The organism is Mycobacterium sp. D16Q13 (assembly GCF_002013375.1).
Taxonomy (GTDB): domain Bacteria; phylum Actinomycetota; class Actinomycetes; order Mycobacteriales; family Mycobacteriaceae; genus Mycobacterium.
This window is the reverse complement of sequence record NZ_MAEW01000018.1, coordinates 19084-44837: the sequence shown is the minus strand read 5'-3', so window position 1 is coordinate 44837 and position 25754 is coordinate 19084. Positions and strand designations below refer to the sequence as shown.

At 62.1% G+C, this 25754-nt stretch carries 20 protein-coding genes and 1 riboswitch; of the genes, 4 read left to right on the top strand and 16 right to left on the bottom strand.

Annotation, left to right across the window (positions count from 1 at the left end; all coding sequences use genetic code 11):
• The first annotated feature begins 10 nt into the window (after nt 1-10).
• Together B4400_RS18960 and B4400_RS18955 are read left to right on the top strand one after the other, a co-directional pair.
• Nucleotides 11-796, top strand: a complete 786-nt coding sequence (locus tag B4400_RS18960; protein ID WP_078312236.1) for a GAP family protein — start codon at nt 11-13, stop codon at nt 794-796.
• Between the two features lie 133 nt (nt 797-929).
• Nucleotides 930-1715 carry a GAP family protein gene (locus B4400_RS18955; RefSeq protein ID WP_078312235.1) on the top strand — a complete coding sequence of 262 codons (786 nt, stop codon included), beginning with the start codon at nt 930-932 and terminating at the stop codon, nt 1713-1715.
• Between the two features lie 30 nt (nt 1716-1745).
• Here B4400_RS18955 and B4400_RS18950 read toward each other — a convergent pair whose 3' ends face one another.
• Together B4400_RS18950 and B4400_RS18945 are read right to left on the bottom strand one after the other, a co-directional pair.
• Nucleotides 1746-2660: a sulfotransferase family protein gene (locus B4400_RS18950; RefSeq protein ID WP_286151397.1), complete on the bottom strand. Its 915-nt coding sequence runs from the start codon at nt 2658-2660 to the stop codon at nt 1746-1748.
• 236 nt (nt 2661-2896) lie between these two features.
• Complete coding sequence (locus B4400_RS18945) at nt 2897-3640, bottom strand: methyltransferase domain-containing protein (protein ID WP_078312120.1); 744 nt, start codon at nt 3638-3640, stop codon at nt 2897-2899.
• A 372-nt stretch (nt 3641-4012) separates the two neighbouring features.
• On the opposite strand from B4400_RS18945, the gene B4400_RS18940 reads away from it, so the two are divergent.
• A complete protein-coding gene (locus B4400_RS18940) occupies nt 4013-5422 on the top strand; it encodes a hypothetical protein (RefSeq protein ID WP_078312119.1) in 1410 nt (469 codons plus the stop codon).
• Nucleotides 5423-5473: 51 nt separating this feature from the next.
• Here the strand turns inward: B4400_RS18940 and B4400_RS18935 are convergent, their stop codons facing one another.
• From B4400_RS18935 to B4400_RS18870, 14 genes are all read right to left on the bottom strand, one after another.
• Entirely contained in the window at nt 5474-5812 is a 339-nt protein-coding gene (locus B4400_RS18935) for a hemophore-related protein (protein WP_078312118.1), read from the bottom strand.
• A 75-nt stretch (nt 5813-5887) separates the two neighbouring features.
• Complete coding sequence (locus B4400_RS18930) at nt 5888-8749, bottom strand: MMPL/RND family transporter (RefSeq protein ID WP_078312117.1); 2862 nt, start codon at nt 8747-8749, stop codon at nt 5888-5890.
• Between the two features lie 40 nt (nt 8750-8789).
• On the bottom strand, nt 8790-11693 hold the full coding sequence (locus tag B4400_RS18925; RefSeq protein ID WP_078312116.1) for an MMPL/RND family transporter: 2904 nt from the start codon (nt 11691-11693) through the stop codon (nt 8790-8792).
• Nucleotides 11690-12100: an MmpS family transport accessory protein gene (locus tag B4400_RS18920; RefSeq protein WP_078312115.1), complete on the bottom strand. Its 411-nt coding sequence runs from the start codon at nt 12098-12100 to the stop codon at nt 11690-11692. The genes B4400_RS18925 and B4400_RS18920 overlap by 4 nt, the downstream gene beginning before the upstream one ends.
• Nucleotides 12101-12440: 340 nt before the next feature.
• Nucleotides 12441-13775 (bottom strand): hypothetical protein, encoded by a 1335-nt coding sequence (locus B4400_RS18915; protein ID WP_078312114.1) that lies wholly within the window; start codon nt 13773-13775, stop codon nt 12441-12443.
• A gap of 75 nt (nt 13776-13850) precedes the next feature.
• Nucleotides 13851-15119: a lipase family protein gene (locus B4400_RS18910; protein ID WP_078312113.1), complete on the bottom strand. Its 1269-nt coding sequence runs from the start codon at nt 15117-15119 to the stop codon at nt 13851-13853.
• 224 nt (nt 15120-15343) lie between these two features.
• Entirely contained in the window at nt 15344-15754 is a 411-nt protein-coding gene (locus B4400_RS18905; protein WP_078312234.1) for a VOC family protein, read from the bottom strand.
• A 10-nt stretch (nt 15755-15764) separates the two neighbouring features.
• Complete coding sequence (locus tag B4400_RS18900) at nt 15765-16205, bottom strand: helix-turn-helix transcriptional regulator (RefSeq protein WP_078312112.1); 441 nt, start codon at nt 16203-16205, stop codon at nt 15765-15767.
• A 17-nt stretch (nt 16206-16222) separates the two neighbouring features.
• Nucleotides 16223-19780 (bottom strand): carboxylic acid reductase, encoded by a 3558-nt coding sequence (gene car, locus B4400_RS18895; RefSeq protein WP_078312111.1) that lies wholly within the window; start codon nt 19778-19780, stop codon nt 16223-16225.
• 76 nt (nt 19781-19856) lie between these two features.
• Nucleotides 19857-20243: a glutaredoxin domain-containing protein gene (locus B4400_RS18890; protein WP_078312110.1), complete on the bottom strand. Its 387-nt coding sequence runs from the start codon at nt 20241-20243 to the stop codon at nt 19857-19859.
• A 9-nt stretch (nt 20244-20252) separates the two neighbouring features.
• The gene (locus B4400_RS24710; RefSeq protein WP_078312233.1) at nt 20253-20648 is read right to left on the bottom strand and encodes a pyridoxamine 5'-phosphate oxidase family protein; all 396 of its coding nucleotides are present in this window, start codon (nt 20646-20648) and stop codon (nt 20253-20255) included.
• 303 nt (nt 20649-20951) lie between these two features.
• On the bottom strand, nt 20952-21191 hold the full coding sequence (locus B4400_RS18880) for a WhiB family transcriptional regulator (RefSeq protein ID WP_502688416.1): 240 nt from the start codon (nt 21189-21191) through the stop codon (nt 20952-20954).
• A 37-nt stretch (nt 21192-21228) separates the two neighbouring features.
• On the bottom strand, nt 21229-22965 hold the full coding sequence (locus B4400_RS18875) for an NRAMP family divalent metal transporter (RefSeq protein WP_078312108.1): 1737 nt from the start codon (nt 22963-22965) through the stop codon (nt 21229-21231).
• Nucleotides 22966-23269: 304 nt separating this feature from the next.
• Nucleotides 23270-23438, bottom strand: a riboswitch (M-box (ykoK) riboswitch).
• A gap of 81 nt (nt 23439-23519) precedes the next feature.
• A complete protein-coding gene (locus B4400_RS18870) occupies nt 23520-25016 on the bottom strand; it encodes a potassium/proton antiporter (RefSeq protein ID WP_078312107.1) in 1497 nt (498 codons plus the stop codon).
• 60 nt (nt 25017-25076) lie between these two features.
• Here B4400_RS18870 and B4400_RS18865 point away from each other — a divergent pair, with 60 nt between their 5' ends.
• Complete coding sequence (locus B4400_RS18865; RefSeq protein WP_078312232.1) at nt 25077-25754, top strand: potassium channel family protein; 678 nt, start codon at nt 25077-25079, stop codon at nt 25752-25754.

Sequence of the window (25754 nt, the reverse complement as noted above, 5' to 3'; positions counted from 1 at the left end):
GTCTTCGTACGTGTGGGGATCGGTGCTAGCGCTCGTCGTACTGGTCGCCCTGAATCCGATCCGCCTGGGCATCACCCTGCTCGTGATCTCTCGGCCACAGCCCGTGCAAAATCTCCTCGTTTACTGGGCGGGCTGCCTCATCGGTTGCATCCCCGCTGTGGTGGCGCCACTGACACTGCTGCACGTCACGCCGATGTTCAGATCATTCGCACAGAGCGTGGCGGTCAGCCCCGCCATTCGGCACGTTCAACTAGGCATGGGTGCGCTCGCGCTGTCGGTTGCCGCGCTAATAGCAGTGTGGCCGCGGTTGCGTCAGCGTCAGCTGCAGTACGCGGGCGAAGATGTTCTGGCCCCAGACCCGAATCCGCCAACGCAGAACCCCATCTCGCGCCTTCTGGGCCGCACCGAAGACACCTCGACCGATGGCGGGTCGCGGCTCCGGCGACTGCTGCGCAAGGCCGCCAGTGCATGGGAAAACGGATCGTTATGGGTCGCGTTCCTGATCGGCCTGCTACTCGGCGGAATCGAACCAGACGCGGGCCTGTTCCTCATAGCCATCCTGGTGACCTCAGGCGCTGCGCTCGGGACGCAGATCACTGTCGCAGTCGTCTTTATCATCGGCGTCCTGGCGATCGTCGAACTGACGCTGATGAGCTACCTGGCCGCGCCCACGAAAACCCAAGCGGTCGTGCAACTGTTGCATGACTGGGCACTGACTCATCGGCGAAAGATTCTGATAGCCATGTGCATAGTGGCTGGGATATCACTTTTGATCCACGGCCTGAGCGGCATCTGAGAGTTCAGATCCAGGTGCCCACGCGAAACCCATTCGGGCACAACGGTTCGTCAGATTCGATAACGGGGTTGCTGATTGCTTTGGTTCGCCATTCGCCGAAGAAAGCGCGTCGGCCTGGGTAGTGTTCCGGGCCGTGTGGGGTCTACTGCTCGCGATGGCGCTCATGTTCGCGGTCAATCCGGTATTGCTCGCCATCATCGTCCTGATGATCTCGCGGCCTCAACCGGTCCAGAATCTGGCCGCCTACTGGATTGGCAGCATGATCGTGAGTCTTGCGGGCCTGCTGATACCGCTGATGGTGCTGCACATAGCACCATCAGTTCGCACCTTCGTGGAAGATATGGCCACGCCGGGTAACAGCATCACCACCCGGTTGGTCAATCTCAGTATGGGCGTTCTCATGCTGTCCATCGCAACGCTCATGGCAGCACGCTCGGTCCGTCAGCGAATGCGTGTGCGGGTATCGGCGGGCGACCCCTCGGCCCGCATAGATGACACACATACCCCAAGCCCCATCACATCCCCGTTTGGCACCCTTCAGGACGAGGATGCGGCGGGAGATTCCATGTTCCGGCGGTTGCTCCGCCGACTCCAAAAAGCCTGGGAAGACGGGGCGTTATGGGTCGCCTTTGTGTTCGGCCTAGCCGGACTACCGCCCCCCATGCTGGTGGTCTTCGTGCTCACCCCCGTCGTGACCTCGGGTTCCCCGATCGGAACCCAGGTCATCGCCGTCGTCCTGTTCGTCTTTGGAATGTTCACGGTGGTTGAGATCACCCTCGTCAGCTATCTGGTCGCGCCCGCGAAAACCCTTGCGGTACTGCGGCCAATGCATGATTGGGCACTAGCCCACCGCCGCCAGGTGCTCATCACCATATTCTCAGTCGCTGGAATCATTCAGGTAGTCAACGGCATCGCCTAAAGCTGTGAGGTGACCAGCGGGAGACCCATGTCATGCCCATGTCCCGCGTCTCCCATGAGCAGTCGCCATGACCTCGTAGATCAGCTTCATCATCGACGGGCGGGTGCGCCGACTCAGCTTGTGGAATCTCTGGTAATCCTCGAGCATCGCCCGGAAGCCGCGTTCGCTTACCCGGTACGACTCCATGACCTGTTCCAATGCCGACGGGTCCCAGGGTTCGTCCGCAGCGGCCGCACAGAACGTTTGATAGACCACGGACATCCAGTCCGTCCCGAAGGGCTCTGTCACTGGGCCACAATATTTCTGGCGTCGAAGATCGGTTTCGAGAAACTCCTCGATCGCTGCCTCGTCCCGGGTGTCCAGGTCGAGCCCAAGCGCCACCGAGATTCGTTTCATTTCCCGGCGCCAATCCTCAAGGAGGTTGGCGTACCCCACGAACACGCGCGGCACATCACGAGTGTTCGCCTCAGCCAACAGATTGAACTTGAGCCACAACGCACTCGAGAACTCCGGCGACGCGGCCGCCTGGGCCGCCACCGAGGCAATGACCTCCGTCGGATGACGCACCGCCACCACTGTCGCCACGTCGTATCCAGCCAGCCGAGCCGCCTCAAACCACATGTCGGACAGAAGATTTATCCTCGGGTCCTTGATGATCAGCAGCGGCGCCGGCGGCAACGACGCAAGATATGCGCGGATCTCGGCGATACACGCCGTCCTCTCACCAGCATCGAGCCCGCCCTCTTCCTGGAGACGTAAGGTGGTGTCGAATCTGGAGCTGCCGTTCCGATGCAAGATCCTCTCGTTGAGGATGATGGCTTTGCGTGGCTCCCAATAGCCCCGCGGATTGGCCTGGTTCGCACCCGCGAGCGCGGGAGGTAGCGCACCACCGCATAGCGAGAGCGCCCGGGTAATCGCCGATGTCCCGGACCGCGCCATACCCATGACAAAAAGAGCTACCGGGCGGGACCGTCCGTCCGCGGTCACGAAAACGACCTTGCGATCGATATCGTGCGCGGCGCAGGAGTGTCGTGCCGCATCATGAGATCCTCCAGCGGTAGACCGCCCGATCCTGCCGTGGCATGCGATCAGAACGAGTTACGAGGCGTAATAGACTGTCGCACATTGAATCATGCGTCCGCAGCACATGTGACGACATCAAGCGGCTTTCCCCAATGTGGTCACGGCGGTGGTACGGACGGGCGACTCGCGACCACCACCGTTGGCCCCAGTACCCCGCGGCTCCGGAACTCGATGGCGATCGCAGGATCGGCATGATGGGCCAGCGCCCGCAGCGCCGACGGGCTATAGGCACGGAGGGAACTGATAAATCCGTCGTGCTGCAAGGGCGAGATCTTGACGAGTGGCAGCACCATGGCCAACAGCGCGATGTGAAGAGCTACCGGCGGCCTGGGCAGGTCGACGATTAGGAACTTCCGCGCCGCTCGTGTACCCGACGCGAACACCTGGGCAGCAAGATCAGGCGGAAGATGATGCAGCGACAAGGCAAAGACCGCGAGATCGTATTGCTCGTCCATGACATCGATGGCGGTGGCATCCATCTGTCTTACCGTTACGCGGGGGTGACTGCCGAGGTCACTGGCGGCTGCCGCTGCCACGAAGGCGGGATCGATGTCGGTGATCGTCACCTCGGCGCTGGGATGCATCTCCAGTAGCTTCCGTGACAACCCTCCAAGGCCTGCGCCAAGTTCGAGGATCTTCGGCGCACGCACACCTGCCACCTCACGTAGGGCGATTCGGGCGCATTTCTCGTGTACACCGATCCACCGTCGCCGCCCGGCTCGATCAAGCGCGGACATGACCTTGTGCTTGAGATCATCGACGTCGTCGCGGTCCAGGTACTCCAGGCGGCTGGTCTGCAACCGTCTGTCCAGCCACGAGGCATCCGGACCGCCCCGCGGCATACTCGAAATATCGAGGACTCTGTTCTCCACCTAGAACATCATGGATCACCGCGGCACCGCTCGACATGCCAGTCGCAAAATCAAATGCAGTGCGGGGCATGAAAACTGCAATGCCGGTCCAGTTACTCCGCCACACACCATGACGGAGATCTGGGTCCACTCGTCCATCAGATCCGCCGACGCTCACGGCGAAAGAGATTTCGCCACAACCTGTCCGCGAAGCGACTAGGCTCCCGACCTATTCGGTTGATAGAGCTCGACTGGGCGCCTGGCAGTAAGCGATTGCAAACTGGACCACGCTTATCCCCAAATCCGTTGCCGCGCACGGCGCAAAATCGCAAGCGCACGGCTGGAAACGAAGGAGTCTGACTGGTGCCTGGGCAGATACGTCGGGTACGAGAGTCCCTGAGCGGGCGCCGATCCGCCAAAGATGCTGCGCGGCCGGATAACCGCCTCGCACTGGCGGATGAGGCATTGCTGGCAGAGCATCACGCCGCCGACATGAACGTAATCATCCAAGTTACGTGGCTGTACGGGCACGCCGTCGATCTCGACGCTTTACGGCGCTTCCATCACAATCTCGGCCAGGGCTTGTTGGGTCGGCGCATCGAACGTCCAGTACTGCCGATCGCCCGGCATCGCTGGGTGGCGGATTCAGGTTCCTCGGATATCGACGTCGCTCAACACGCCCGGCCGCGTACCGAGTTCAGCGACTGGGTTGATGAACGTTCACAGGTGCGCATCGACCCTGAGTCGGGACCCGGTTGGCACATCGGCGTCCTTCCTCTTGACGACGGCACAACCGCGATCAGTCTGGTGCTCTCACACAATCTGATCGATGGCCTCGGGCTGGCTCTTGTCATAGTCGAAGCAGCCCTGGGTAGGACACGCGATCTTGGCTATCCACCACCGATGTCCCGCTCTCGGCTGCGCGCACTGGGCCAGGATGCACGAGAGACGGCTCGGGATGTACCCCAGGTCGCCCGGGCCCTCCTGGCGGCGGGAAAACTGGCCAGAAGGCAGGCGCGCGACAAGAGGAAGACGGCGCCGTCGCCGGCGCCGTTACCTGTTCACGAGGTCGTCCCCGACGATGTCGTGCTTGTGCCGGCCATCACGATCTACGTCGATTTGGAAGACTGGGATGCCCGCGCGGAGGCTCTAGCCGGAGCGAGTCACACTCTCGCGGCGGCCTTCGCCGCCCGCTTTGGGGAGCGCATCGGGCGTGGACGTGCCGACAACGGCACCGTCACTCTGCAGATCCCCATGAGCGAGCGCACCGTGGACGACACGCGCGCAATGGCACTGTCCTATGCACGCGTCAGCATCGACACCACCTTGCTCACAACGGATCTGCGAGACGTTCGATCCACCATCAAGCAGACACTCGCGGCGATGAAGGCGGAATCAGACGAATCAAAGCAGCTCCTGTGGCTGCCGTCATTCATGCCCAAACGGACGCTGAAGCGGATGGTCGCCAGGCTTCCCGCCGACCCTGACCAGTCGGTGTTCTGTTCCTATCTAGGCGATCTCAGCTCAATGATCGGGTATCCCGCCGGGACACTCGCCGACTTCCAGAACGCCCGCGCGACAGGACAACGCGAAAGGCGCCAGCTACTTGAGCGAACCGGCGGTCGAATGTTCATCCTCTCGGGGCGCCTCAACGGAAGAATCTTCATCAGTGTCGGCGCCTACCAACCCGGCGGGAAGAACACCAAGGAGGCCTTGCACGATCTGGCCGAACTCACGCTGTCCGATTTCGATCTGACCGGTGAGATTCACTGACGCATCGCGTGCCCGCGCGGGCACATCACAGACGCTGTCGCTCCACCCGCGTCAGAAATTGTGACAGGTCCGGTAAGCCTGTTCCATTACCCCGAGGTACGGCTGAAAGGCCGGAGCATTCGCTACATCTTGGGCCGTCTGTGCCCGCTTCTCCGGACCGGCCGCCAGGAATTCACGGAGGCCGCGCTGCAGTATCGGCGACTGGGAGAATGCCTTACCGAATTGCGGGTCCTGGGCATTGAGTGCCGCCACCACTTGCGGATAGCTGCACGTTGTGTTGATGGCGGAGTCCAGATCTGGGTCCGCGGACGCGATCCCGGCGGCGCTGGCCAACGACAATGCCAGTGCCCCCAACCCGACGGACAGTTGGGTCATCGATGGACGAAACATCTATGTACTTCCTTCCATACCAATACTTTTCGTATCAATCCGACCCTAGTGGGCCAGGTCCAATCCCACCCGAAGTCAGGCATCTTGCATGACCAACGGTCGGGGTCCCGCAGAGTCTTGTTGCACTCTGACGCGGCGTTTGAGCACCCGCTGCGGCCACCAGAACCACCGCCCCAACAATGCGGCGATCGCCGGCGTCATAAACGCACGCACTATCAACGTGTCGAACAACAGGCCGATCCCGATCGTGGAGCCAACCTGCCCGATAACACGCAGATCGCTGACCACCATGGACAACATGGTGAACGCGAACACCAAACCCGCGGAGGTCACCACCTTGCCGGTCCCGCCCATCGCCCGAATGATCCCCGTATTGATCCCCGCGCCCAGCTCTTCTTTCATCCGCGACACCAGCAGCAAGTTGTAGTCAGAACCCACCGCCAACAAGATGATCACCGACATCGCCAGCACGAGCCAGTGCAACTCGATACCAAGAATGTTCTGCCAGATGAGCACCGAGAAGCCGAACGCCGCACCCAGCGAAAGTGCCACTGTGCCGACGATAACCAGTGCGGCAACAAAACTTCGCGTCATGATCAGCATGATGCCGAAAATCAGACAGAGCGCCGCCACACCGGCTATCAACAGATCGTAAGCGGACCCGTCGCGTAGGTCTTTGAAGGTCGCGGCGGTGCCGGCGAGATGGATCTGAGCGTTTTCCAGCGGCGTCACCTTGAGCGCCTCCTCCGCCGCCGTCCGCACCGCGTCCACCCTCGACAGGCCCTCCGGCGTGCCGGGATCGCCCCGATACGTCAGGATCAGCCGAACAGCCTTCCCGTTCGGCGAAAAGAACAGGGACATCGCACGTTTGAAGTCCTCATTCTCGAAGACCTCCGGAGGCAGGTAGAACGAGTCATCGTTCTGGGCGCCATCGTAAATCTTTCCCATCGCGCTCGCGTTCGCTGCCGTTTGATCGATGAGGGAGAAGATCCCCGACATGGTGCTGTGCATTGTCAGCATCATGGCGCGCATTGACTTCATGGTCGCGATCATCGGCGGGAAGAGGGCGATCAACTCCCGTTGATACCCATTCATCTGCTCCACGCGTTCGAGGATCTGGTGCGTCCGAAGACTGAGCTGGTCAGTGCCGTCGAGCGCCTGAAACACCGATCTGATCGCGAAGCAAATCGGAATCGTCTCGCAGTGCTTCTCCCAGTACAGATAGTTGCGAAGGGGCTTAAAGAAGTCATCGAAGTTGGCGATGTAGTCCCGTAGCCGATCGACGGTCGCCGTCAGCTCCCTGTTCATGAGGACCGTCTCATTGGTGATGTCGGAGATGTTGCTCATCAGCTCGTAGGTGTGCTGCATCTGGTTGATCATCTTCGTGGTGTCATCGGCCTGTTTCAGCATGTCGTCCACACGCTCTTTTCCAAACGGCAAGATCTGCAGCATGCCGGCGCTTTGCAGGCTGATCTGAAACGGTATGGAAGTGTGCTCGATAGGGCTTCCCTCTGGCCGAGTAATGCTCTGCACCATGGAAATACCAGGAACTGCATAGAGACCCTTGGCAAGTTTGTGGAGCACCACGAAGTCTGCCGGATTACGCATATCGTGGTCAGCCTCGAGAATCAGGACATCGGGCGTCATTCGCGACTCAGGGAAGTGTCGCTCAGCTGCCGCGTACCCCAGGTTGGCGGGGATGTCTCGGGGGACATACAGCCTGTCGTCGTAGCTTGTCTGATACCCCGGAAGTGCGAGCAGCCCAATAAGTCCGACCGCGCACGCCCCGGCAAGGATTGGTCCGGGCCATCGAACGATCGCCGTACCAACCCACCGCCAGCGGCGGACCATCATCTTCCGTGTGGGCTCGAACAACCCGAAGCGACTCCCTAGACCAATGACGGCCGGAACGAGCGTGACAGCCACCGCAACCGCGACGGCCATACCCACCGCAGCGGGAATGCCCATGGTCTGGAAGTAAGGCAGCCGGGTGAAGCTAAGGCAGAAGATCGCCCCCGCAATCGTCAATCCCGATGCCACCACCACCTTCGCGACACTGCTGTAGGTGGTGTAGAACGCCGTCTCCCGGTCTTCGCCGGACTGCCTGGCCTCCTGATAGCGGCCCATGAAGAATATGCCGTAGTCCGTTCCCACCGCGATGCCGAGCGACACCAAAAGATTCACTGAGAAGGTCGAAAGTCCAATAACCCCATGGTCTCCCAGCAATGCGACGATACCTCGAGCCGCCTGTACCTGTATGCCCACCATGACCAACAGCAGGATTACGGTGACCATCGAGCGGTATACAAAGAGCAGCATCGTGAGGATCACCACGAGCGTCACCACGGTGATTTTGATGATGGACGTGTTGCCGGCGTGGTTCATATCCGTCACCAAGGGCGCGGGTCCCGTGACATAGGCCTGTACGCCGGGCGGGGGCGACGACCGTTCCACGATGTCCCGGACGGCCTCCACGGACTTGTTCGCCAGAGCCTGGCCTTGGTTACCCGCGAGGTTGACCTGGACGTAGACGCTCTTACCGTCGGCGCTCTGCACACCCGTCGCGGTAAGAGGGTCACCCCAATAGTCCTGGACATGCTGTACATGTGCGGTGTCCGACCTCAACTGGCGAATCAAGTTGTCGTAGTAGCCGTGTGCGTCATCACCGAGCGGTTGCTGACCTTCCAACACGATCATCGCCACGCTGTCGGAGTTCGATTCTCCGAAGACCTGCCCCATGCGCTGCATCGCCTGAAACGACGGCGCCGCTTGGGGAACCAGGGACACCGAGCTTTCCCGCCCGACTTGTTCCAGTGACGGAACGGCAAAGGTCACGACGGCGATGACTGCCAGCCAGCCAAGGATGATCGGCACCGACAGCCGACGGATCAGCCGGGCCACCAATGGTGGCCGGTTGATCATCCGGTGAATACTCATGCGGTCGTCGCCAGGCAGTAGACAGAGGCATCCATCGCGGTTAGCGCTCTTCCTTCTGCAGAAGGAAGCTCACCAACGGGCGCGAGCCGGGCGCGTGGCGTCGTGCTCTGGCGGGGCGCTGCAGCACCCGCTGCGGCCACCAGAACCACCGCCCCAACAATGCGGCGATCGCCGGCGTCATAAACGCACGCACCACCAATGTGTCGAACAACAGGCCGATCGCGATCGTCGACCCCAGCTGCCCGATGGTGACGAGATCGCTGACCACCATGGACAACATGGTGAACGCGAACACCAAACCCGCGGAGGTCACCACCTTGCCGGTCCCGCCCATCGCCCGAATGATCCCCGTATTGATCCCCGCGCCCAGCTCTTCTTTCATCCGCGACACCAGCAACAGGTTGTAGTCAGAACCCACCGCCAACAAGATGATCACCGACATCGCCAGCACCACCCAGTTCAAGGGGATGCCGAGAATGTTCTGCCAGATGAGCACCGAGAGGCCGAACGCCGCACCCAGCGAAAGTGCCACTGTGCCAACGATAACCAGCGCGGCAACAAAACTCCGCGTCATGACCAGCATGATGCCGAAAATCAGACAGAGCGCAGCGGTGGCCGCGATCAACAGATCGTACTTCGAGCCGTCGACAACGTCTTTGACCGATGCCGCGGTGCCTGTCATATAGATCTTGGCATTCCGTAGCGGCGTGCCCTTGAGTGCCTCCGCGGCCGCTGTCTCGATCGGCTCGACCAAAGACATACCCTCGCGCGTCGCCGGATCGCCCCGCTGCGATATGAGCATCCGCGCCGCCTTCCCGTCCGAGGACAGAAAGATATTCATGACGCGCTTGAAGTCCTCGTTCTCGAAAACCTCCGGGGGGAGATAGAACGAGTCGTCGTTCTGCGCAGCATCGAAAGCCTTGCCCATCGCGGTCGAGTTATTGGTCGACTGCTCCATCTGATCGAAGATCCCGGACATGGTGCTGTGCATGGACAGCATCATTTTCCGTGTGGATTCCATCGTCTCGATCATTACTGGAAACTGTTGTGCCATTTGCGGAAGTAGCTCATCCAGCCGATCAAGATTGGCCACGAGGTCACCGAGCTTGTCTGAGACCTCGTCGACCCCGTCGAGCGTGTCGAAGACGGAACGGATGGCCTGACAGACCGGAATGTCGTAGCAGTGCTTTTCCCAGTAGAGGTAATTTCGGATCGGTCTGATGAAGTCATCGAAGTCCATAACATGATCCCGAAGCTCATTCATGATTATTTCGAGTTCGTGCGTTGTGCCGACCATGCCGTGGGTCGTGCCCACCATCTGCTCGGTCAGCGCCTGCATCCGCTTCATGATGCCGATCGTCTTGAGCATGTCGTCGGCCTGAACCAGCAGATCGTCCATGCGGTTCTTCTGAAACGGCATCAAATGCGACTGACTCGCGCTGCTCATACTGAGCATGAACGGAATGGTCGTGTGTTTCAAAGGCTCACCGCCGGGCCGAGTTACCGCCTGAACCCGTGATACGCCGGGCACGGCTTGGACCCCGCGCGCCAGTTTGTTGAGCACCAGGAAGTCGACCGGATTGCGCATGTCGTGATCGGCTTCGATCAGCAGAACATCTGGGGCCATCATCAAGGACTGAGGGAAGTGTCGTGAGGCGGCGGCATAGCCCACATTGGCCGGAATATCCTGCGGGATGTATTTCTGGTCGTTGTAGCTGGGCTGGTACACCGGCAGCGTTAACAGCCCGATCAGTGCCACCGCACACGTCGCGACGAGAATCGGTGCCGGCCAACGCACGATCGCCGTACCGATCTGCCGCCAGCGGCGGACCGTGACCTTCCGCTTGGGCTCAAACAACCCGAAACGGCTACCTACGGCGATGACCGCCGGAACGAGTGTGATCGCTACCGCGACGGCGACGACCATGCCCACGGCCGTGGCGACTCCCAATGTCTGGTAGACGGGGAGCCGGGTGAAGTGCAGACACAGAACCGCACCGGCAATCGTCAAACCCGAACCCAGCACCACCTTGGCCACGCTGCGGAAGGTGGTGTAAAACGCCGTCTCTCGATCCTCACCGGCCTGGCGTGCCTCCTGATATCGCCCAGTGAAGAAGATGCCGTAGTCGGTTCCGGCCGCGATGGCAAGTGCCACCAGCAGATTGACCACGAACGTGGTAATACCGATAAGCCCCAGGTTGCCGAGAAACGCCACGAATCCTCGGGCCACCGTCAACTCTATTCCGACGACAATCAGCATGAGAATGACGGAAATGATCGATCTGTAGACCAAGAGCAGCATCGTGAAGATCACCGCGAGACTTAGCCCTGTCACCAGGAGGACCGTCCTGTTGCCGGCCGGGCCCAGGTCCGCGGCGAAGGCCGCCGGCCCGGTCACGTAGGCCTTGACTCCAGGCGGCGCCGGTGTCCTATCCACAATCCCCCGGACGGCCTCGACGGATTGATTCGCCGAGGCCCCCTCCCGGGGATCCGTGAGGGCCACTTGTACATACGTGGCCTTACCGTCGAGACTTTGCGCAGCCGCCTGCGTCATCTGATCGCCCCAGAAATCCTGCACATGCTGTACATGGGCTGTATCGGATTTCAATTGACGAATCAACGCGTCGTAGTAACGGTGCGTGTCGTCACCGAGGGGTTGCTGACCCTCCACAACGATCATCGCTACCACGCTGGAATTCGATTCGTCGAACAGCTGGCCCATTCGTTGCGTTGCCTGAAATGACGGTGCCGCATCCGGATTCATCGCCACCGCGTGGTCCTTCTCGACCTGCTCAAGTGAGGGAACGCTGATGCTCAGGATGACGGCTACCGCCAACCAGCCAAGGATGATCGGAACAGACAGCCGGCGGATCACCCGTGCCAGCAATGGCGGACGGTGCCCCACCGGCAATGGCTCTGTCGGAGGGTCGTTGAGAGTGCTCATGCGGCCTTCAACATGCAGAAGGTCAACGCGCTGACGCCGTATCGGATCTTCTCGTCCTTGACCTTGTCGCCCACAAGGATGCGGCATCCAATGCTGTCGGTGTCACCCTGTGCGGTGAGGTTTCCCATGGCCGTCGCCTCGGTGATCGGGAACTCCACCGACCAGGGCAACGCGGCCTGCCTGATCACCTGTGGCTCGGCATCCGCATCGAAGTAGCTAATGGTCGCCACCGTGCCCGGAGGGCCGAACACCTCGTAAATCAGGTACTTGGGGTCGTGGGGCCGCTTCTCTTCCCGATCGGCGCTCGCATACGCGGGACGACGCTCGTTACCGAAGACGCCGTGCAACCGCGACACGGTGAATCCACCCGCGACTCCCACCACCACAAGCACCAACGGAATCCACACACGCTTCAAGATCGTGAAAATCTCGAGTCCCTCCGACTGTCTTCCGCGCTCGGCAGCATGTCAGCTGCACGAACATGTATCTTCAGATCGGATGTGAACACAACGGATAACCGAACTTCGAATGCGGCGGCACCCAGGCTCGGTCGTGTGCGAAGCACTGCCAACGTGCGGCACGCCTCGTCGCGCGCGACCCGATTCCGACGAGTAAATCACGTCAGCGGGCCACGAACGCCACAATCAATAATCTTGTTTGGAGACGCCTAATGCCTTGATATCAACCATATTCGGGAATGAAATGCTCGTGCAGAAATAGCTCCCAACGCCTGAGCGGCGCCACGAGCTACTCGTCGGCGGCCACCGAATCAGGATCCATTTCCGGCTGGACCCACCGGAATCCGTACTTGCTACGGTCCATGAAACGACGCTCATAGGTGCCCTGAATCCGCTTGCCGCCCACCTCACCGGTGAGTACCAGCTGGTTCGCACCGGACTGGTGAGCAAAAATTACCTGTTGCGGCGCATCGGATTTACGCTTGCGTAAGTCCAGCCGGTCACCACTGATCTCCAACATCCACCGCGAGGTGCGTCCGTCCGGTGTCTGAGAAACGAACGTCTCCACACCGAACTCCTCAACCTTGTTGCGGTAGGTGATAGCCACATTGGCCCACGGTGCCGGGTCGACCTGATTCATCGTGGCCTCTCGCCCATCGATGGTGAATGACGTTGCACGCCAGACACCATCAAACATCGAGGTCGGCGTCTTGTACGTCGAGTACACCAGCACACTCAACAAGGCACACTGCACCGTCAGGGCCGCCGCCACACCAAATTTGAGTACGATCCCCGTCCTCAGTAACCATCGCCGTTGCGATCCGAGGGGCGACCAGAGCCGCACCGGTTGTGTCCCGCGGTTGAAGACCACCCGCACGAGGTTTGGCCATAGCGGCGCGGTGACAGCAACCGCGATCAAGAACAGCTCTCCCGATACCTGCTTGACCGGCACGTCGTAGGTCATATTGAGCAGGAATACCTGCGCCATCGCGAAGACCGAGCCCAGCGCACCCAGCACCCAGGTGCGATTCCACAACAGCAGCAGCCCTGCCAACAATTCCACGAGCCCCGTGGCCACTGAATAGGGCTCCGAGGCACCCATGAAACCCCACAGAGTGCTGAACAGGCTTGTGTCACCGACTAATTGAAGCTGCCGATCAGGAAGTGTCATGTATCCCATCTGCGTGGGAATCGTCTTGGCCATTCCGTACGTGATCATCGACAGGGCCAGACCGTATCGCGCGAAGACCCACAGCGAGGCCGTCAGCCGCCGGTAGTTCGGCCGGCGGCGATCCAGGACCGTCCATATCGCGGTGATCACCAGCGCGATAACAACCCATCCCAGGTGGTAGCACCACAACCACAACAGGTCGCCTCCGGATGACACGGTCAGTTCGATACCGCGTCCGCGTATGAGGAAGCTTCCGATCTGCGCCGTCAGCCACAGCACCGGCTCGAACAGACTGAACAGCCCGAGGTTGTCGTACACAGACAACAGCAGGATGCCACCACCCACGGTGAACAGCAGACGGAATACGAGCTTTCGCAGCGCAGTCCACCGCACCGGGGTCTCGGCCACATCGTCCTGGGCAGTGCCGGAGTGCTCGGGCGCAACGGTCGTCATGTCAGCGAGCCTAGCCATGTAACCGGTACCTGCGCCTCCGGGAAAACCCTGAGACGCATCCTGATTCGAGGAGCGCTAATCCCCCAGCGCGCTTCGTATCCAGCGCAGAACGCCGGGCATGGCCCATCCCGCCGCTATCAAGTGCTCACCGGGCACAGGTAGGTAGTCCACCGTTGCGCCCTTCGATCGCCAGCTCTCGATGAGCGCGGTGACGCCTTGCTCGGGAACGAACTGATCACCCATGAACCGGTCACGCGATCCGTGGTACAGCAGAGTCGGCATGGTCGGTGCGGTGGCACCCGGCTTGTTGGCGGCGATCACATCCTGTGCGATCTTAGATTCGAAAGGCTCAGGGACGGCTGCCAATACATCCAGGTCGATACGCGCCACCCCTGCCGCTGCCAACGCCGGCTGCGGCAAGTCTTTGATCAGGGTGGACATATAGAACGCGAAATCACCGAAAAGCTCCACCATGCTCGGGTACTCGCGCGCCTGCCCGATTGTGGCCGCCGCGAACAGCCCAGATCCCAAGGCGCCGTTCATGCTGCGGTACAACAGCGCGTAATCGGTGGGTGTCCCCCCTGCTACGGCACCGCTGAATCGAAGCTCAGGCGCGTAGCTCGGTTGCTCCTGCGCGGCCCACACCGTCGCGATGGCACCGCCGCTGTATCCATCCATGACCATGGGGGATTCGATGAGATCCGGACGGATCTCCTGCATACCGCGAACCGAGTCAAGGACGGCATGCGCGGCCATGATGCCCGCCGAGTACGCCATCCGCGGTCCCTCATGATCGGGTATGAGCACCGCATAGTTTCGCGCCAGGAGCAGCGGCGCCAACGGCGGCACGTCGACGTACAGACCTCGCTCAATCCGGTAAGAGGGCGCTGCCTTGAGACCCAGGGAGTTGATCGGTTGGTTACGTACCACCACCGGGCGAGCGCCCGCGCCGCGCCAAGGGCGGTTCGGTTCGATCAAGGTCGCGGTCACTGGCACCGCATTCCCCGCCGTATCCGTGGAGCGGACCATAAGTCGCTGAATAGTGTTACCCGGCACTGGAATACGAGGCAGCAGACGGTGTGTACGCACGATCTCCCCGTTGGCGCGGTCACTCAGGTCACCCGGGTCGGCATAGAAACTGGGCGCCGGGATGGGCGTCGGCAAGATGGCTGCATGCCGATCAGCACGCTGCTCATCGGTCAACCTGCGCGCGGCCCAACTGTTGAGCTGCCGCACCACCGAGGGGCTACGCAGGGCCTTCGCGCTGCCTGCGACGCCTGCCGCCGCCGCTCCAAGCCCGGCCCACGCGATGCCGCCGAGAACAGCTTTGGGCTTCGTTCCCATGTGCAACCTCCTGAGTCCAGGACAGCGTAGACAACGGGTTTCCACAACGGACGTAGTGGCTTTCACGACAGACGCAGTGGTGCGTCAACCGTCCGTGAACGTACGGTATCGCTAGGCGCCCACGTACTCGGCGAGGTGCTCGCGTGCCCGGCACCCGGGCCCAGGCCGACATCATCGTGGCCGTCAGCTGGAAGGTTGGCGGTTACTTTGGGGCTCTTGGCCATTCAGGGAAGCTCCTGGATACGGACGGTGCAGCCGGCGGGATCGCGGAAGGCACAGTCTCGAGAACCCCAGGGCTGATCGGTAGGTTCCTGCATGACCTCGGCGCCGGTGGCCTGTACTCGCTCGAAGAGCCTGGCCAGGTCATCGGTGGCGAGCATGATGCTCGCGTATGTGCCCTTGGCCATCATCTCGGCGATGGTCTGGCGCTCTTCGGGCGCGACGCCCGGATCGGCAGCAGGCGGCGTCAACACGATGTTCATGTCGGGGCGCCCCACGGGTCCGATGGTGATCCATCGCATGCCTTCATATCCGACGTCTTTGCGGACCTCGAATCCGAGAGCGTCGCGATAGAAGGCCAGAGAGGCCTCCGGATCGGTGTGTGGCAGGAAGCTCGCATTGATCGTGATGTCCATGCCGGACACGCTAGCCGCGCCTTTGGGCGCGGGCTTCTTGATTCCTGATCGGTCTGATGACGTGCTTGGCGATACACGAGGGGATGCCTGCGACGTGCTCTGCAGTGCGGTCCCGGTACACGCTCGGCGGAACCCCGACCAGTTCGGCGAAACGCGTGCTGAAGGTGCCCAGTGATGAGCACCCCACCGCGAAACAGACCTCGGTAACACTCATCTCTGCACGGTGCAGGAGCATCATGGCCCGCTCGATCCGCCGTGTCATCAGGTAGGAGTACGGCGACTCCCCATAAGCGCTCTTGAACTGGCGGCTCAGATGTCCCGAGGACATGTGCGCATCGCGGGCCAGCTCTTCGACGTTCAGCGGCTGCGCGTACTCGCGATCGATCCGGTCACGTACCCGGCGAAGACGCCCGAGGTCGCGCAGGCGCTGAACGTCGCCTGCATGGGTCACAGGCGGGATTCTATCGACTAGATCATGCCCAGCAGGCCGATATCGGCGGCGTACTTGAGGATCAGATCCTTGGTGACATGCGGGATCTCGCCCGGGGTCTGGCCCAAGCCGCCGACCTTCGCCTCTCGCACAGCTCCGCTGAATTCCGCTGTCGGGAGCGCACTTCCGTCAATTGCTGGCTGCGGATTCTGATACATCTTGAGCAGCGGCAGCACGGACTGCTGGCGCTGCTGCTCCGGCAACCCCTTGAGGGCTGTCTCGAACCGAGTGAGCCATTGGCCGTAATCGTCGATCCGGGCGATCTTGTACCCGGCCTCGATGAGCCAATCCACAAACGTGTCCATCGAGACGCCGTCGTGGTGGGGATTGAACACATCGAAGCTGCGGTAGTCATCCGTCACGTTCACGCCGCCGATCGCGGTGATGGACGCAGCAGTGAAATCGCCTGGGACGCCATCGTAGTGGGCCCGCTGACGGTTGCCGTCGCTATCCAGTTCGTAGAAGCTTGCCGGCGCGACGCCGGTGAGCAACAGGCTCTGAATGGTGCGGGTGAACACGTCGGTGACGTTCAGCTGACCGTGGTAGTCGCTGTGCGCGAGGATCATGTCGGAGCGGAACACCCGCACCGGCAGCCCGGCCAAATCGTGGGCCTCCCGCAGGAGCACCTCACCTGCCCACTTCGAGTTCCCGTACCCATTGGCGTAACCGTCGTTGATCTGGCGCTCTGCCGACATCACCCGGACATCGGAATCTTCCTCGAACTGGGTGACCGGGATCTGATCGGCGATACCGACCGTCGACAGATAGGTGACCGGCTTGAGCCGTTGGGAGATCGCCAGTTTGATGATCTCGGCGGTACCGGCCACATTGGGGCCGAACAGCTGGCTGTACGGCAGCACGTGGTTCACCAACGCGCCCGAGTGGACGATCAGATCCACCTCACTGGCCAGCTTCTGCCAAACATCTTGGGACAGGCCTAGATCCTGGTCCCCGAAATCGCCGGCGATCACTTCGAGACCCTGCTCCGCGAGCTGCCGGTAGTGGGCCGACAGCTTCGGGTCTCCCGATTCGTAGACGGCGTCCAGCCGTGCACGGGCGGCCGCAGCATCGGAGCCGCGGATAAGTGCGTACACCTTTCCGCCGTGGGGCACCAGTCGTTCGAGCCAATCCAGCACCAACCAGCGTCCGAGCCAACCGTTACCACCGGTTACCAACACGGTCTTGACCTCGGTGGTGGGTGGCTGAATATCCTTGGCCGCCTTCAGTAACGACTCGTCGATGAACTTGTCGAGAGTGAGCTCGGCGGCATTGATCACCGTCGCGCCCCGGCCATGGACCGATGCGAACGTCGGCTGCGTCGCGGCGCCAGTCCGCTGTGCCTCAATATGCCGGGCGATCGCGGCGAGATCGTTGGCGACGCTGTTGATCACACCAACCGGAACGTCCACCTCGAAGATGTCGCGCAGCAGCTCGGAGTACGACAACGCCGAGAGCGAGTCGCCGCCGAGGTCGATAAACCGCACATCGGGAGCCAGATCGGAGGACGATGCCCCCAGCAGTGCCGCCGCGGCATCGGTCACCGTGTCCAGTACCGGACGACTGGCTGCTTCCCGCGCCAGCTCACGCAACCGCTCGTTCTGGCTTTCGGCCAGTTCGGTATACAGCGCCTCCAGCCGTTCGCCGTAGTGCTCCTTCAGCTTCGGACGCAGCAGTTTGCGTGCATCCGACAGCAGCCCGGATTCGACGGTGAACGGCACCGTCTCGACGATGAAGTCCCGGGGGATTTCGTAGGACTGCAGTTCTGCGCCCTTGGCGACCTGCTGCAGCGAATCCTGGATCAGTGGTTTAAGCGCGTCCGGCGAATCCGCATACCGTTCAAGGGCTTCTGGTGTGGGCACTACGACTGCCAACAGGAAAGACCGCTCACTGTTGCCGTACACGAAGATCTGCCGAACCAGCGGGCTGCCGGTGTACGCGGCCTCCAGTTTGGACACCGCGACGAACTCACCCTGAGCGAGCTTGAGCACGTTCTTGACGCGGTCGAGATACTTGAGGTGGTCCGGGCCCAACTCGGCGACCACGTCGCCGGTCAAGTAATAGCCGTCCTCGTCGAAGACGTCGGCGGTGGTTTCGGGGCGCTTGTAGTAGCCGGGGAACATGGTCTCCGACTTGATGCGCAGCTCCCCCCTGGCATGTGGGGAATCCGTTGTGAAATAACCGAGTTCGGGAACATCCACCAGCTTGTATTCGGTGACGGGGGGACGTTGCAAGATACCGTCGCGCCATACTGCCCCAGCCTCGGTGGAACCGTAACCGTCGAGCATCGCTACCTGTAGCAGCGATTCCATGAAGTCGTTCATCTCGGGAGACAATGGCGCAGAACCGGATCCGGCACTGAGCACGCGCCCACCGAAATCCTCCTCGCGAATGCGCACCTTGATCTGCTCGGCGATGTCCGCATTACTTTCGCCGGGGGTAAGCGAGCGATCCAGCTCGGCCTGGTACCGCTGGAAAACCATCTCCACCACGCGCGGCACGAACAGCACCTCGGTAGGACGGATCAACGCGATGTCCTCGAAGAATGTCGACAAGTCACTGGAAGCGATGTAGTACGCCGTGCCACCCCCGGAGAGTGTGCCCATCAGCGTGAGGCGGCCCGCCAGGTGGCTCATCGGCATGAAGTTGACGCCCACGCCCGGAATGACCGTACTGCTGAGCCATTTCTTCTGCCACAGGTTGGCCACCAGCCATTGCGGGTACATCGCACCCTTGGGGGTGCCGGTGCTGCCGGAGGTGTAGATGAGCAGACGCAGTGCGTCGGGGTCCTCGCTGGGCTGTGGTGCCGCGGGCAGCTCACGCCCGCGCGCGATCGCGTCGCCGAGCGGATCGACGGTGATCGGCCGACCGGCCTCCTCGAGTCGGGCGCGCACAGCGCGCAGCGCCTCACGGTGGCCGTCCAGCCCTGGGTGGTAATCGAAGACCGACAACAGACGCACAGACGGCGCCGCCAGGAGCGACTCCACCGCGGCGTCGAGGTACTCGATGCTGGCGGCGAAGACGGTGGGCTGGGTTTCCTCAAGGATCGCGTTGCGCTGTTGCACCGACGCACCGGTCTGTAAGGGCACCGACACGGTTCCGAGGCGAAGCCCCGCGACGTCCAGCGAGGCGAAGTCCGTGCTGGTAAAGCCCAGCTGAGCGACAAAGTCGCCATCACGGATTCCCTGCTCGTACCAGGCGGCGGCGATGGCCTCGGCCCGGTTCCACAGCTCGCGATAGGACGTGGTGACGTACTCGGGCTTCAGCGCGAGGTTAGTCACGCCGTTGTCGTCGGTCACCAGCTCGACGGCGCGGTGCCCGAGCGCCGGACGATCTCCGTAGCCCTCCAGGAGTCGCCGGATCACCTCGACCAGCGGCAGACCGGGCTCATTGACCGCATCGGTCACTGCGTCGTCAGGGAAGAGTCCCTGCAGCTGCGGGTCGTTGGACACGACCCGCGCGACGCGTCGTTCAAGTTCCTGCTGCTCCGCGAGATCAGGCGTCGTCGTGGCGGCAGGTGTCGAGATCGTTTCAGTCATGCCTTGATACCTCGGAGATCGGCGTTAAGTAAGTGGGAGGGCAACATTGCCCACCCCGTAAAAGTACATACCTAAGCTAACTATTCCCTGTGAGCCCATACACACCGGCTCCCGCGGAGTGGGCATTCACGCTGGTCCGACCGGGCCTGCCGGGCCCAGGGGTCATCGGCGGGTGAGGAGCGTCACTATCGCAGCGCCTGCGGGGCGCGTTCTCGGGCGGCAGCAACAGCTCCCGTCTCGAGGGATTCACCAACGGATGACCTGCGACGCTGACGGTGGGCACCGTTTCGTTGCCATCGGCGACCGAACGCACATAAGCGGCCGCCTCGGGAGATTCCCAGATATTGACCTCGGTGTAGCGCAGCCGGCTGAAGCGCAGCTGCGCCCGAAGCTTGATACAGAACGGACAGCCCGGTCGCCAGTACAGAACAACCTCGTCAGACGCCGGGACGGGCTTCGTCATGCTCCCTGTCTACACGGGCTTGCCCGCAGTGACGCCCGGCTTGAGTGTGTAGATGCCCTCGATCGCGATGACGACGGCGCAGCGCGGATACTTCAGGCCTCGTTCCTCCGCGAAGGCAACGGCGTCATCGAATGCCGGCCCCGAATCGTGGACGTGGGCCGATCCGACGAACCGGTACCCGTCCAGCGCCTCGCGGTCAATCACCGCGACGGAAACCTTTGATCCGGCCTGGATATTGGCCAGTGTCTGACCCCCGGTGTTCTCATTGAAGATCAGAGACCGTTCATCGCGCACCCGCAGCGAGCGCTTGGGCCCGATGTTGGGGGTGGTGCCGTCGGTCACCGTCGCCAGGATCGCCGGTTGGGAACCGAGCATCCGCTTCATCTCATCGGTGAGCGTGGGCATTGTGTACGCGACCTCCTGGAATAGTTGTACTGGAACGAGATTCGGTATCGGGGGCGGCGGCACGCAGGCCCGGGCGGTATCGAGCAACCGACTCGTAGCACCGGCCGGAGCCGCACGCATCAGCACCGAGAGCAGGTGCAACAGACCCTCGGAAACCATGGGCCGGCGACGGCTGGTCCGCAGGATGTGCGCCGCGGAAACCTTGTCACCCGAGGCGATCGCTTGCGCTATCGCCACCGTCTCGAACCACGACGCATTCAGGCCATCTCGGCTCATTGGCTGATTTCGGCTCATCAAACTATATTATTCGCTTGTCCTAACTACGTCTAGTGTCCGCTTCCGCGGTGGCACCCCGCTCCGGTCACGCCTTTCCCGCGGTGTGGTAGCCCCCCACACCCCGAACGATTCGCCCGCCGCGACGGCATACCTACCGCACGGCTCCCGTACCGGGCAGCGCTGACAGATCTGTTTGGCGCGGGCCTCCCGCAGGGTCCGAGCCCTCCCCCGCTCGTGATCCGGTGAGAAGAACAGATCGGTCGGCATGCCACGGCAACGCGCCCACTCAAGCCACTTCATATCGCTACCCGACGATGGTCTGTGCGACCTTGACGCCAACCAGCACCACCGCCACCGCCAGGTAGCCGCGGAGGGCGATCATTCCCGCGGTGCGCAGCGGCGACCACGCCGGCCGTTCCAGGCTGTCAAGCGCTGGCGTGCGCCAGGTTTCACGTTCTTGCCGCATGATCTGCCGCCGCAGTGCACGATCCCGCGGCGAGGATTCCAGATCCTGCACTTGCTCGGGATCCAGCCCGCCGAGATCTGCCGCGGTCACGCGCGCGGCGGCACGATCGGCCCGCTCCTTCATCGCGTAGATCACCAGTCCGCCGAGCACACCGACAATCGCTCCGGCGACAAAGAACGTCTTGAGCTGTTGGGTGCTGAGATCGGGGAAGAAGGTTGCCGCGGTCAACGACAACGACAACAGCACGAGCGACCAAACAATCACTCCGGCAATCAGATTCTGCAGAGCGGTGTTAATCCATGGTCCCAGGACTGCCTTGTCATTGCACAGCAGCACCAGGAACACCGTCGCCGAGGGCAGCAGCACACCGGCCAGCGCCTGCACACCCTGAGTCAGGACGCCCAGCACCGGGTCCGGGCTGAACGACACCGCCGCGGCAACAGCGAGCAGCACGCCGTAGCCCAGGTAAAAGGCGGGCGCCTCGGTCAGCTTCCAGTGCAGCGAGTGACGCTTACCGAAGGTGTCACCCAGCGCGTAGGTAGTCGCCAGCCCCACCGCATTGGCGCCAATGAGCGACGCATCCAACAACAGGATGGCGAACAGTGCACCAACCGTTGGACTCACGTACTCGTGGAGCAGCCTCGCGACGGCACCGGCATCGGTGAAGTTTCCCACGGCGTCGGTGCCCGCCAGGCCAAATGCGGCGGCCCCCATGATGCAGATCGCACCCACCATCACCACGACGATCCCAATGGCGAGATCGATTCGCTCGTAACGGATCCATCGGGGTGTCAGACGCTTGTCCACGATGTTGGACTGCTGAAAGAACAGCTGCCAGGGCGCCACCGTGGTACCCACTATCGCAACGATCAGCATCAACAATTCGGCATTCAGGCCACCGGGGAAGGACGGCACCAATCCCGATGCTGTCGAGGCGAAGGACGGATGCACCAGGATCGCCATGGGAATCATCACCACGTTGAGCGCGATGAGCGCGAAGAGGAACCGCTCCCAACGCCGGAACGAACCTCCGGCGACCACTGCGAACAACAGCACCGCCGCCAGGGGCACCGAAATCCACCGGGGAAGTCCGAAGTAGCTCAACGCCATTGCCACACCAATAAACTCGGTGACGATCGTCAGCGCATTCACCACGAACAGGTCGCCGACGCTGAAGGCGCCCCAGAACCGTCCGAATCGAGTGAAGATCAGCCGCGCATGCCCCACCCCGGCAACCGCACCGAGCCGAACCACCATCTCCTGATTGACGTAGAGCACGGGAATCAGCAGAGCCAGCGTCCACATCAGCGCCATACCGTAGTTCTGACCCGCTTGCGCGTAAGTGGCCACTCCTCCCGCGTCGTTGTCCCCGACCATCACGATCAGGCCAGGGCCCAAGACGGCCAACAACATCCGGAATCGCTGCCGCTTGCTACGACCCTCGGTGCTCTCGTGTTGTCCGATGGTGCCCAGGGCACCGACGATGTCGCCGACATGGGCGCTATCCATGACGGCGCCTGCCGGAGCATGCCCGTCACTGTCGTATCGGCGGGGAACGCCATTGAAGAATGCCATTGCAGATGCCGCCCTTTCTCAGGGTTCGGTCCACCGCGGAAGTTTCCGCGCACGCCAAATCAGGCCCGATGCAATAGTTTTCGCAACGGGTCAGGCGTAAACGGGGTCGCAGCGGAAGGCTGGGAACGCGTGTATGTGCCGGCCTAAGCCGGGTTTTCGATCCGGACTGGGATACGGACTATCGCCGGACTGCATGTCGTCCCTCACCTCCTCGCTGCCAGGGCGGCTGTGCCGCAACTGTTTGGTGTCAGCGCACGTCAAGCGCACTCAGACAAGAGGAGTAACCACCCGCCATCGAACGGGCGGACCACCTCTCTCGTCAGAGCTTCGGCACTGCACGACGTGATCCCAACGGGAAGCCACTTCGGATCACCCCTTAGGCCGGGGAGATCTGTCCTAACCCTGGGCGTCTCTCGACGTCGTCGGATCAGTGGCCTGTGTTCGTGCAGGAGCCTCGCCTAGCGAGGTGCTAACGATCGGTACTGTATGCCCGAGTGGTGCTGCGCGTCAACGCAACCCCAATTCCTGACGGCCCCTTGACAGTATCCCGCGGATCAGCCGACATCCCCGTACTCGTCGAACCAGTAGGCGAGCTTGCCGCGCCTACTGACCGCGCGCAGGCGCGACTCGGTCAATGCCCGGGTCTTACTGGTGGTGACGATCATCAGTTCGTCGTCCGACTCGATCCGGGTGTCGGGCAGCGGGACGAAGGTATTGCCCTGCCTGATGATCAGGGTGACGACTGCCGGGTCGGGCAGTCGTAGTTCGAGGATGGTGACGTTGCGCAGCCGGGATCCCGGTTGCACCTTCATGGTGAGCAGCTCCGCATCCAGCACATCCAAAGGTGCTGCCTCGACCTGAATTTCACGGGTCGTCTCGCGCGTGATCAATCCCAGAAGGTGCGCGACGGGCCGCAGGCTCGGTCCCTGGATAAGGGTGAAGACCACCACCAAAACGAAGACGATATTGAGCAAGCGGTAACTGTCGGGCACGCCCTCCACGATCGGGAAAGTGGCGAGTACGACGGGGACCGCACCACGCAGTCCGGCCCAGGACAGAAAAGCCTGCTCGCGCCACGGGATACCGAATCCGGCAAGTGATCCCACCACCGACAGCGGCCGGGCCACCAGCAAGAGCACGAGCCCGATAACGATCGCGGGAACCAAGTCATCCATCAGCTCGCTGGGATTGACCAACAAGCCGAGCAGGACGAAAAGGCCTATCTGCGCCAGCCAGCCGAGACCCTCGGCGAACGATCGGGTGGCAGACCGATGCGGCAGACCAGAATTGGCCAGCACCACCGCGGCCAGATAGGCGGCGATGAAACCGCTGGCGTGCACGCTGCCGGAGGCCGCGAAAGCAACCAACCCGATACCGAATGTCGCAATCGGATACAGGCCCGACGCGGGCAGGGCAACCCGGCGCAGCGCCATGGCCCCCAGGAAACCGGACAACAGACCGATCGCCGAACCCGCCAGCAGCTCGTAGACGATCTGAATCACGGCGCTTTTCGGCTCGAACACGAAGGGCACGACGCTGAACATCAGGACGAGAATCACGGCGGGGGCATCATTGAACCCCGACTCCGCCTCCAGCAGTCCGGCGACCCGGCGTGGCAGGGGCAGCACTCGCAGAACCGAGAACACCGCCGCGGCATCGGTGGAGGACACAATGGCGCCCAACAACAAGGCCAGCTGCCAATCCATACGCAACAGCACATGCGCACCCACCGCGGTCACGACCGTGCTGATGACAACACCGGCGGTGGCCATCGCGCCAGCGGGTGCGAGCACCTTGCGGATATCGGAGAACCGCGTGGTCAAACCGCCCTCGACAAGGATGACCGCAAGCGCCGCGGTACACACGTTCCGAGCCAGCTCGACGTTATCGAACTCGAGGCCAAGCCCGTCCTCTCCGAGCACGACACCTACCAAGAGGAAGAACAGAAGGCTGGGAAATCCGATGCGCGTGGCCACCCGGGTGCCGACAATGCTCGCGAGCAGCACGAGCCCGCCAATGAGCAAAGCCAGGTACAGCTGGTGCAGGCTCACTTCGTTCCCGTCGATCGACTCCGATTAATAGGGCACGATAGCGGGGTGGCGGAACGGAAGATGCGAGTCGCGATCGCGGGCGCGGGCAAGGTCGGCCGTTCCGTGGCGCGCGAGCTGCTCGACTACGGCCACAAAATCCTGTTGATCGAACGCGAGCGCAGTAACTTCGAACCACAGGCCGTGCCCGGGGCGGATTGGCTCAACGCCGACGCATGCGAGCTCGACACCTTGGAAGATGCGGGGATCGAGACATGTGATGTCGTGGTCGCCGCCACCGGTGACGACAAGGCCAATCTCGTCGTGGGACTGCTGGCCAAGACCGAGTTCGGCGTGCCCAGGGTCGTCGCCCGCATCAACGACATTCGCAACCAGGGACTGTTCGGTCAGGCCTGGGGCATCGACGTTGCGGTCTCCACACCCGGCGCCATGGTGGCGGGCATCGAGGGTGCGATCGACATCGGTCACCTGGTACGTCTCATGGGGCTGCGTGAAGGAAGCGCGGGCCTGACGAAACTGACTCTGCCCGAGGACAATCCCTTAGTTGGACAGCGCGTGGCCGACCTGGAGCTGCCGCCGAACACCGCATTGGTCACTGTGATCCGGAACGGAACCGTCGTGCTGCCCAAGCCTGAGGACGTCTTGGAGGCTGGGGACGAGATGCTCTTCATCGCGAATAGCGCCGTTGAGCATGCGATACGCGCGGCAATCCACGGAGCCGAAATGACACCCGATCGATAG

Bases quoted from the DNA above. Each gene is read 5' to 3' on its own strand.
- B4400_RS18925 (WP_078312116.1), bottom strand. From the start codon at position 11,693: ATGAGCACTCTCAACGACCCTCCGACAGAGCCATTGCCGGTGGGGCAC.
- car (WP_078312111.1), bottom strand. From the start codon at position 19,780: ATGACTGAAACGATCTCGACACCTGCCGCCACGACGACGCCTGATCTC.
- B4400_RS24710 (WP_078312233.1), bottom strand. From the start codon at position 20,648: ATGCCCACGCTCACCGATGAGATGAAGCGGATGCTCGGTTCCCAACCG.
- B4400_RS18930 (WP_078312117.1), bottom strand. From the start codon at position 8,749: ATGAGTATTCACCGGATGATCAACCGGCCACCATTGGTGGCCCGGCTG.
- B4400_RS18875 (WP_078312108.1), bottom strand. From the start codon at position 22,965: ATGGCATTCTTCAATGGCGTTCCCCGCCGATACGACAGTGACGGGCAT.
- B4400_RS18865 (WP_078312232.1), top strand. From the start codon at position 25,077: ATGCGAGTCGCGATCGCGGGCGCGGGCAAGGTCGGCCGTTCCGTGGCG.
- B4400_RS18905 (WP_078312234.1), bottom strand. From the start codon at position 15,754: ATGGACATCACGATCAATGCGAGCTTCCTGCCACACACCGATCCGGAG.
- B4400_RS18945 (WP_078312120.1), bottom strand. From the start codon at position 3,640: ATGCCGCGGGGCGGTCCGGATGCCTCGTGGCTGGACAGACGGTTGCAG.
- B4400_RS18910 (WP_078312113.1), bottom strand. From the start codon at position 15,119: ATGGGAACGAAGCCCAAAGCTGTTCTCGGCGGCATCGCGTGGGCCGGG.
- B4400_RS18880 (WP_502688416.1), bottom strand. From the start codon at position 21,191: ATGCCGACCGATCTGTTCTTCTCACCGGATCACGAGCGGGGGAGGGCT.
- B4400_RS18890 (WP_078312110.1), bottom strand. From the start codon at position 20,243: ATGACGAAGCCCGTCCCGGCGTCTGACGAGGTTGTTCTGTACTGGCGA.
- B4400_RS18950 (WP_286151397.1), bottom strand. From the start codon at position 2,660: ATGGGTATGGCGCGGTCCGGGACATCGGCGATTACCCGGGCGCTCTCG.
- B4400_RS18935 (WP_078312118.1), bottom strand. From the start codon at position 5,812: ATGTTTCGTCCATCGATGACCCAACTGTCCGTCGGGTTGGGGGCACTG.
- B4400_RS18915 (WP_078312114.1), bottom strand. From the start codon at position 13,775: ATGACGACCGTTGCGCCCGAGCACTCCGGCACTGCCCAGGACGATGTG.